The sequence below is a fragment of the Micromonospora sp. NPDC049107 genome, from assembly GCF_040648595.1.
In the GTDB taxonomy this organism is placed as follows: domain Bacteria; phylum Actinomycetota; class Actinomycetes; order Mycobacteriales; family Micromonosporaceae; genus Micromonospora.
In genome coordinates this window covers 526,378-533,271 of sequence record NZ_JBEZEC010000004.1, presented here as the reverse complement: position 1 = coordinate 533,271, position 6,894 = coordinate 526,378, and the positions used below count along the sequence as shown (strand labels likewise).

Sequence of the window (6,894 nt, the reverse complement as noted above, 5' to 3'; positions counted from 1 at the left end):
CCCACCAAAAGCAGGCTGCCAGTCCGGGGTATAAATCATAATTGGCACTGGCTTTACAAGCACCCTGTTGAGTTCTCAAAGAACAACCACACACCGATCAGCAAGCCCAACCCGTGGGCCCCATCCCGGGGCTTTTCGTTCTGTGTCCCCGTCGCTCTCGCGCCGGGCACTTTTACTACGTTACCTCACCGTCTCGGCCGTGTCAAACCGGTGTGTGCCGGTCTGTCGTGCTTCGTGCGGGTTGGTCCCGGCGCACTCACGCAGCAGCGAACCGCTGCGTCAGGTCGTCGGATTTGGCAGACCGGCCGCTGTGGTCTCCCACAGTCGCGCCCGGTGCCCTGCCGGTCGTGAACCTTACCCGGTCGGTTCCGCCGCACCAAATCCGCCTCCCGGCAGATCAGGTGGGCACCGCCCGAACCGCGCCTCCAGGAGCGAACCCCTAGCTGGCCCGGTTGCCGGCCCGGTTCGTGGCTTCAGGACTTTCGCCCTGTTTGCCCCGTTCCGCGCTGGCAGAGAGAAAGTTACGCGTCCGTGGGTTTGATCGTCAAATCGGGGGGTAGCGTCCCGCGTCACACTCGCGCCGGATACGCGTTTACGCAGCTCAGGACGTTCCGCCTCGGCGAGCGACCAGCCAACCGCGGATGCCGAGCACCCCGACCGTCGTGCCGATGGCCAGCGACGCGGCGATCAGAAGCGCGTGCACCCACAGGAAACTGGTCGGCGCGCCGTCGCCCACCGTGGCGGACGCCCACGACCGTGGGTCCTGCCAGATCGCGACCGCGAACCTCGGCCAGATCACCCAGGTCCAGACCCCGACCCCGACCAGGAAGGCGGACCACCCGCGCGACAGCACCATGGCTGCCGAGTATGCCAGCGGAGGTGGCACCGCCGATTCCGACACTGACCGCCGTCCGGCGGGAGAGCCGGCCCTCGTTTCCCGCATCCGCGGGCCGGGCATTGAGTGGGAGGACAGGGAGGTGACCCGTGCAACCCTCGATCTTCAACCCCTGGGCCTGGCGCGATCCGTCCGCGCTGGCCGGCGGATACACACAGGCCACGCCCTCGACCGGCCCGTCGAAGGACCCGGACGGCGGGCACGACGGTCCGGACGCCCCCGGTCCGGGTACCCCGGTCGACCTCGTCGGCTACCACGTGCAGGCCCGCGACGGACGTATCGGCACCATCGACGAGGCGAGCGACGACACGGATGCCGGACACCTGGTGGTGGACACCGGGCCGTGGATCCTCGGTCAGAAGGTGCTGGTGCCGGCGGGCACCGTGGAGCGCGTCGACCACCTGGACCGGGTCGTGCACGTCGACCGGACCCGGCAGGAGATCAGGGACGCGCCGCCGTTCGACCCGGCGTCGTTCGATCCGGAGTACCGGGACCGCGTCGGCAGGTACTACGCGGACCGTCAGGTGCCACCCCCGGAGCAGCGCCACGGGTAATCTGAGCTGGTGGTCCGGGCGGGCAGTTGCGTACCGAAGGCGGTCGATGTGGTCGACGGTCTCCCGCACCGTGTCGTGTCCGCGTCCCTGACCAGCTCCGGCGACGGCCGGGAGCAACTTCTGGACCTACTTCGTGCCGGTGGTCTGCGGTACCGCGCCGGCGCGCGATGGCGGACGGCTCGCTGAGCCCTGTCCTCCGCCGACCGAAGGGTGAGTTCGCCCCGCTCGGCGCGCGCCCAACGCGTGACCCACCTACCTGCCCGAAAGGCACATCCTCATGTCCATCGCACGCATGCTCACCGGCGACCGGCCCACCGGCCGCCTGCACCTTGGCCACTACGTCGGCAGCATCGCCAACCGGGTGCGGCTGCACCAGCGGTACGAGAGCTTCTTCATCATCGCGGACCTGCACATGCTCACCACCCGCAACCGCCGGGAGGACATCGACCAGGTCTCCGGCAACGCCCGCGAGATGGTGACCGACATCCTCGCCGCCGGCGTCGATCCGGCGCGGGCCACGTTCTACCTCCAGTCGGCGATTCCCGAGGTCGGCGACCTGAACACCCTCCTGCAGAACCTGGTGACCGTGCCCCGACTGGAACGGGTGCCGTCACTCAAGGACATGGCCCGCGACGCCGGCAAGGAGGAGATGCCGTACGGGTTGCTGGGTTACCCGGTGCTCCAGGCCGCGGACATCCTCTGCGTCAAGGGCGAGGTGGTCCCGGTCGGCCGGGACAACGCCGCGCATGTGGAGGTGACCCGGGAGATCGCCAGGCGGTTCAACCACCTCTACGGGCCGGTCTTCCCGGTGCCCGAGCTGATCCCGGCCGACAACCCCAGCCTGGTGGGCACCGACGGCGTCGCCAAGATGAGCAAGAGCCGGGGTAACAGCATCGCGCTGTCCGACGACACGGCCACGGTGCGCCGCAAGGTGCGCGGGATGTACACCGACCCGAACCGGGTACGGGCCGACGTGCCGGGAACGGTGGAGGGCAACCCGGTCTTCGCGTACCACGAGGTGTTCAACCCGGACCGTACGGAGGTGGACGACCTGGCCCGGCGTTACCGGGCCGGGCAGGTCGGTGACGTGGCGGTCAAGGAGCGCCTGGTCGAGGTCCTGGAGGCTTTCCTGAGCCCGATCCGGGAACGCCGGGCAGCGATCGAGGCCGACCGAGGGCTGGTCGACCGACTGATCGTCGAGGGCACCGAGCGCACCCGGCAGGAGGTACGCCAGACCCTGACGGAGGTACGCCGGGCGATGGGCCTGACCGGGACGTACCAACAGGTGCGCCGGCGGGCCGAGCGGAGCCGGCGCCGGACGGACGCGCCGGCCTGACGCGGACGTCTCGGGTCTTCCCGTTGTGACGGGGAGACCCGAGACGGTCCACCGAGGGCGCAGAATGCCAGGATGAGGGGAATTCGTCCGGTCGTGGTGGGTGCCACGCACCGGACGACGATGTTCGAGATCTTCTTCGACCTGGTCTTCGTCTTCGCGCTCACCCGGGTCATCGCCTTCATGGCGCAGCCGCCGACCGCGCTGCTCACCCTGGCCCAGGGACTGCTCCTGCTCCTGCTGCTGCTCTACTCGTGGGGGCCGTACACCTGGGTGGGCAACCTCGTCCGCGCGGACGTCGGCCTGGTCCGCGGAGCGACCCTGGTCGCGATGGCGGCGATCTTCGTGGCCGCCCTGGTGTTGCCGGACGCGTGGCGACAGGGTCCGGGGCTCGTCGACGCGCCGCTGACCCTCGCGCTCGCGTACGTGGTCGTCCGGGCGGTCCAGCTGGTGATCCTCGCCTGGGTGAGCGTGCCGATCCCGTCGCTGCGCCCGACGCTGCGCTACTTCCGCGTGCCCGTGGTGCTGGCGTGGTTTCCGCTGGTGGGCGGGGCGCTGCTCGGCGGGACAGCCCAGACGGTGCTCTGGACGGCCGCGCTGCTGGTGGACATCGGTGGCTCGCGGCTCGCGTCCACCTTCCACCCGTGGCAGCTGCGCAGCGTGGACCACTTCACCGAGCGGTTCGGGTTGGTGCTCATCATCGCCCTCGGCGAGTCGCTGATCTCCGCCGGCGCGGGGCCACGGACGATGACGCCGGTCGGTACGGCGGTGGCGGCCGCGCTGCTCGGCCTCGTCAGCACGGTCTGCCTGTGGTGGCTCTACTTCGATCGGCTGGCTCCCGCCGCACGGGCGGCCGTCAGCGACGTGCCACCCGACCGACGGGCCGACGTGGCCGGCGACGCCTACGGCATCGGGCACACCCCGCTGATCGTCGGCGCCATCTACTTCGCGCTCGGCATCGAGGAGGTGATCGACCGGCTCGCCGCGGACCCCTCCGACTCGGGCCCGCTGGGCTGGGCAGCCACGGGCGCCCTCTACGGGGGTGTCACCGTCTACCTGCTCAGCAGGCTGGTGCTCCGTCGACTGACCGTACGTGCCGTCCATCCGGCGCAGGTCGTCGCGGCGCTGCTGCCGCTGGCCATGCTGCCGGTCGGTCGTACCCTCGCGCCGTTGGCGGCGCTCGCCGTGCTGACCGTCCTCCTGATCGCGGTCACCTGGTACGAACGGCGGTTCGACCGGCGAGACGAACGGGCCGACCCGGCGCGGGCAACCCGTCCCTGACGGTTACCCTTCCCCGGTGACTCTGCCTCTGCCGCCCGGTGAGTTCGCCGCGTACCTGTTCGACTGCGACGGCACCATCGTCGACTCGATGCCGCTGCACTACGTGGCCTGGCAGCGAGCCCTCGACGAGTGGGGCTGCGAGTTTCCGGAGGACCTCTTCTACGCCTGGGGTGGCCGGCCGACCGCCGACATCATCATCGCGTTGAACGAGCGGCACGGCCTGGCGATGCCGGTGGCGACCGTCGTGGAGAACCGCGAGCGCATCTACCAGGAGCTGTTGCCGCAGGTCGCCGCCGTGCCCGAGGTGGTGGCGCACATCCACGAGGCGCACCGGCGGGTGCCGTTCGCCGTCGTCTCCGGCAGCACCCGGGCCGCGGTCACCGCGTCCCTGGAGGCGCTCGACCTGCTGGACCGGTTCGACGTGCTGGTCTGCGCCGAGGACTACACGCGGGCCAAGCCCGACCCGGAGGCGTTCCTGCTCGCGGCCCGGCAGCTCGGCGTACCCCCGGAGGCCTGTCTGGTCTTCGAGGACACCGACCTGGGCATCCAGGCCGCGACGGCGGCCGGCATGGCGTCGGTACGCGTGCCGCAGCAGCGCGCCGCCTGACCCTCAGGCGATCGTCAGCAGGAGCTTGCCGGAGTACGACGTCGTCAGGCGCTGGTGCGCCTCCCGCACCTTGCCCAACGGGAACTTCTCGGCCACGTGCACCACGAACGGGCCGGCCTCGACGAGTTCGTTGAGACGCCGCAACTGCCCGGGGTTGGACACGCCGTCGTACGCGCGAACCGTCATCCCGGGGCGCTCGCTCGGCTCCGGCCGCACCCCGTGGGCGTACGCCACGACTCCGCCGTCGGACAGCGTCTCGGTCAACCGGTCCAGCGTCTCGCCGCCGGCCATCGCCAGGATGCCGGCCACTCCCTCCGGGGCCGCGTCCCGGATCGTCGTGAGCACCTCGGCGAGGTCGCCGTGGCCGTCCAGGGACACGTCGGCGCCGAGCCGGGTCACCAGCGCCACGCCGTCCGCGCCGGAGGCCACCGCGATCACGTTGAGGCCCTGCCGCTTGGCCAACTGCACGGCCAGGTGTCCCTGACCGCCGCTCGCGCCGAAGATCAGGAGCCAGGCGCCGGCCGGCAGGGTGACGGTGTCCAACCCGGCCAGCGCGGTCAGCGCGTCGGTGGGCATGGCACCGGCGTGTTCGGCGGGTACGCCGTCGGGCAGCTTCGCGACGTACTCGGCTTTGACGACCGCGTACTCGGCGTAGAAGCCGCCCTTGGGCCGGGTGGTGGCGGAGGCGTAGACCTGGTCGCCGACCGCGAGGCCGGTCACCCGGTCGCCGGCCGCGATGATGGTCCCCGCGCCGTCCGAGCCCGGGACGATCGGGAGGGACGAGCCCTCCGGCACCAACAGGCCCTGCCGTTCGTACGCGTCCCACACCCCGACGCCGGCGCTCAGGACCCTGATCAGCACCTCGTCGGCGGCGACCTCGGGCACCGGGAGCTTGCGCAGGGTGATCACCTCCGGCCCGCCGAACTCGTCGAGGGCCGCGGCCTGCATCCGCTCTGGCACGTCCGCGTCAACCATGGGGGCTTCCTCTCCGGGCCGGCGTCACCGTCGCAGCATGCCGCCTCACGGGCGGGTCCGACCGGATGCCAGCCGCCGTTCACCCACAAGGACGACGCCCGCTCGTCGAGTGCTCAGGAGGTCTGTGGCTGCGGGCCACGGAGTGCCTGCTCGACGGCGTCGCGCACCCGGGCGTCCTCGCGGGCCTTGCGCCGCGCCCGGCCGCGGCGGCGGTACAGGTACGCGCCGACGGCGGCGGCGATCAGCACGAGGAGCGCCAACACCAGCGTCCACGGCAGGGCCCAGCCGTGTGCCGTCGCCTCGATGGGCGTGAGCGGGGTGGTGGAGCCCGACGCGTCGGTGAGCAGTGGGGTGACGGTGGCGGTCGCCGCGAGCCGGACGGCGGGCGCGACGCCGTGCACCGGCACCGTCACGTCCCAGCTCTCGCCCGGGAGCAACTGCGGCGGCGCGGCGATGTCACCGGCCCGCGCGCGCAGGACGCCGAACGGCCCCGACACCGACACCGACTGCTTGGCGGAGAGGGCGGCGTTACCGGTGTTGTGGATCGTGTAGGAGACGGTCGCGTCGCCCTTGCCGATCGGGTTGGCCGGTCCGTCGTACCTGACGTGGAGGTTCTCGACCGCGAGGGTCGGCTTCAGCTCGCCGCCCACCCGCAGGGTGATCCGGATGCCGAGGCGACGGTCCACGTTGATGCCCTCGGCCTGGTCGGCCTGGGTCAGCGCGGTCAGGATGCCGCCGACGTGGTCGCCGGGCGTGGCGTTGGTCGGAACGGCGATGGTGAAGGGCACCTGGACGGTCTTCCCAGGTTGGATCACGACGCTGCCGGCGCTCGGCTTGACCCAGGCGCCGACCGCCACGGACTTCTTGTCCCTGGTCAGCAGGTCGAGCTGCCCCGCGTCGGTGGTGAAGCCGTCGGCGGCGTAAACGGCGAGGGTCAGGGGCGCCGGGCCGCGGTTGGCCACCACCATGGCGTCCTCGACGTTTCCGCCGGGATTGACGTTGTAGCTGTAGCTGGACCGGGCTTCGCCGTAGCTGTTGGAGGCCGTCCGGACCGTCCAGGCGACGTTGCCGTCGGCCGCCAGGGCGGGGCCGCCGCCGACGCCGGCCGCCGCGACGGCGGCGAGCAGGGACAGCACGGTCGTACGAAGGAGTGTCTTCCAGCGCGTTACGGACGGTCGCATCTCAGGTCCTCGAAGTGATCTTGGTGGTGGGTGAACCGGCGGCGGGGTAGGCCCCGAAAGGTGCCTAC

At 71.3% G+C, this 6,894-nt stretch carries 7 protein-coding genes; 4 read left to right on the top strand and 3 right to left on the bottom strand.

The window, feature by feature from the left end:
• Positions 1-601: 601 nt before the first annotated feature.
• Positions 602-856: a hypothetical protein gene (locus tag AB0B55_RS13690; RefSeq protein ID WP_357131787.1), complete on the bottom strand. Its 255-nt coding sequence runs from the start codon at positions 854-856 to the stop codon at positions 602-604.
• A 128-nt stretch (positions 857-984) separates the two neighbouring features.
• Here AB0B55_RS13690 and AB0B55_RS13685 point away from each other — a divergent pair, with 128 nt between their 5' ends.
• From AB0B55_RS13685 to AB0B55_RS13670, 4 genes are all read left to right on the top strand, one after another.
• Complete coding sequence (locus AB0B55_RS13685) at positions 985-1,449, top strand: PRC-barrel domain-containing protein (protein WP_357171819.1); 465 nt, start codon at positions 985-987, stop codon at positions 1,447-1,449.
• A gap of 277 nt (positions 1,450-1,726) precedes the next feature.
• Positions 1,727-2,785 (top strand): tryptophan--tRNA ligase, encoded by a 1,059-nt coding sequence (gene trpS, locus AB0B55_RS13680; RefSeq protein WP_357131781.1) that lies wholly within the window; start codon positions 1,727-1,729, stop codon positions 2,783-2,785.
• A gap of 72 nt (positions 2,786-2,857) precedes the next feature.
• Positions 2,858-4,063 carry a low temperature requirement protein A gene (locus AB0B55_RS13675; RefSeq protein WP_357171818.1) on the top strand — a complete coding sequence of 402 codons (1,206 nt, stop codon included), beginning with the start codon at positions 2,858-2,860 and terminating at the stop codon, positions 4,061-4,063.
• A gap of 16 nt (positions 4,064-4,079) precedes the next feature.
• Positions 4,080-4,670 carry an HAD family phosphatase gene (locus AB0B55_RS13670; protein ID WP_357131775.1) on the top strand — a complete coding sequence of 197 codons (591 nt, stop codon included), beginning with the start codon at positions 4,080-4,082 and terminating at the stop codon, positions 4,668-4,670.
• 3 nt (positions 4,671-4,673) lie between these two features.
• On the opposite strand, the gene AB0B55_RS13665 is transcribed toward AB0B55_RS13670, so the two are convergent.
• Complete coding sequence (locus AB0B55_RS13665; RefSeq protein WP_357171817.1) at positions 4,674-5,645, bottom strand: NADP-dependent oxidoreductase; 972 nt, start codon at positions 5,643-5,645, stop codon at positions 4,674-4,676.
• Between the two features lie 113 nt (positions 5,646-5,758).
• Positions 5,759-6,826: a DUF916 domain-containing protein gene (locus tag AB0B55_RS13660; RefSeq protein ID WP_357171816.1), complete on the bottom strand. Its 1,068-nt coding sequence runs from the start codon at positions 6,824-6,826 to the stop codon at positions 5,759-5,761.
• Positions 6,827-6,894: the final 68 nt, after the last annotated feature.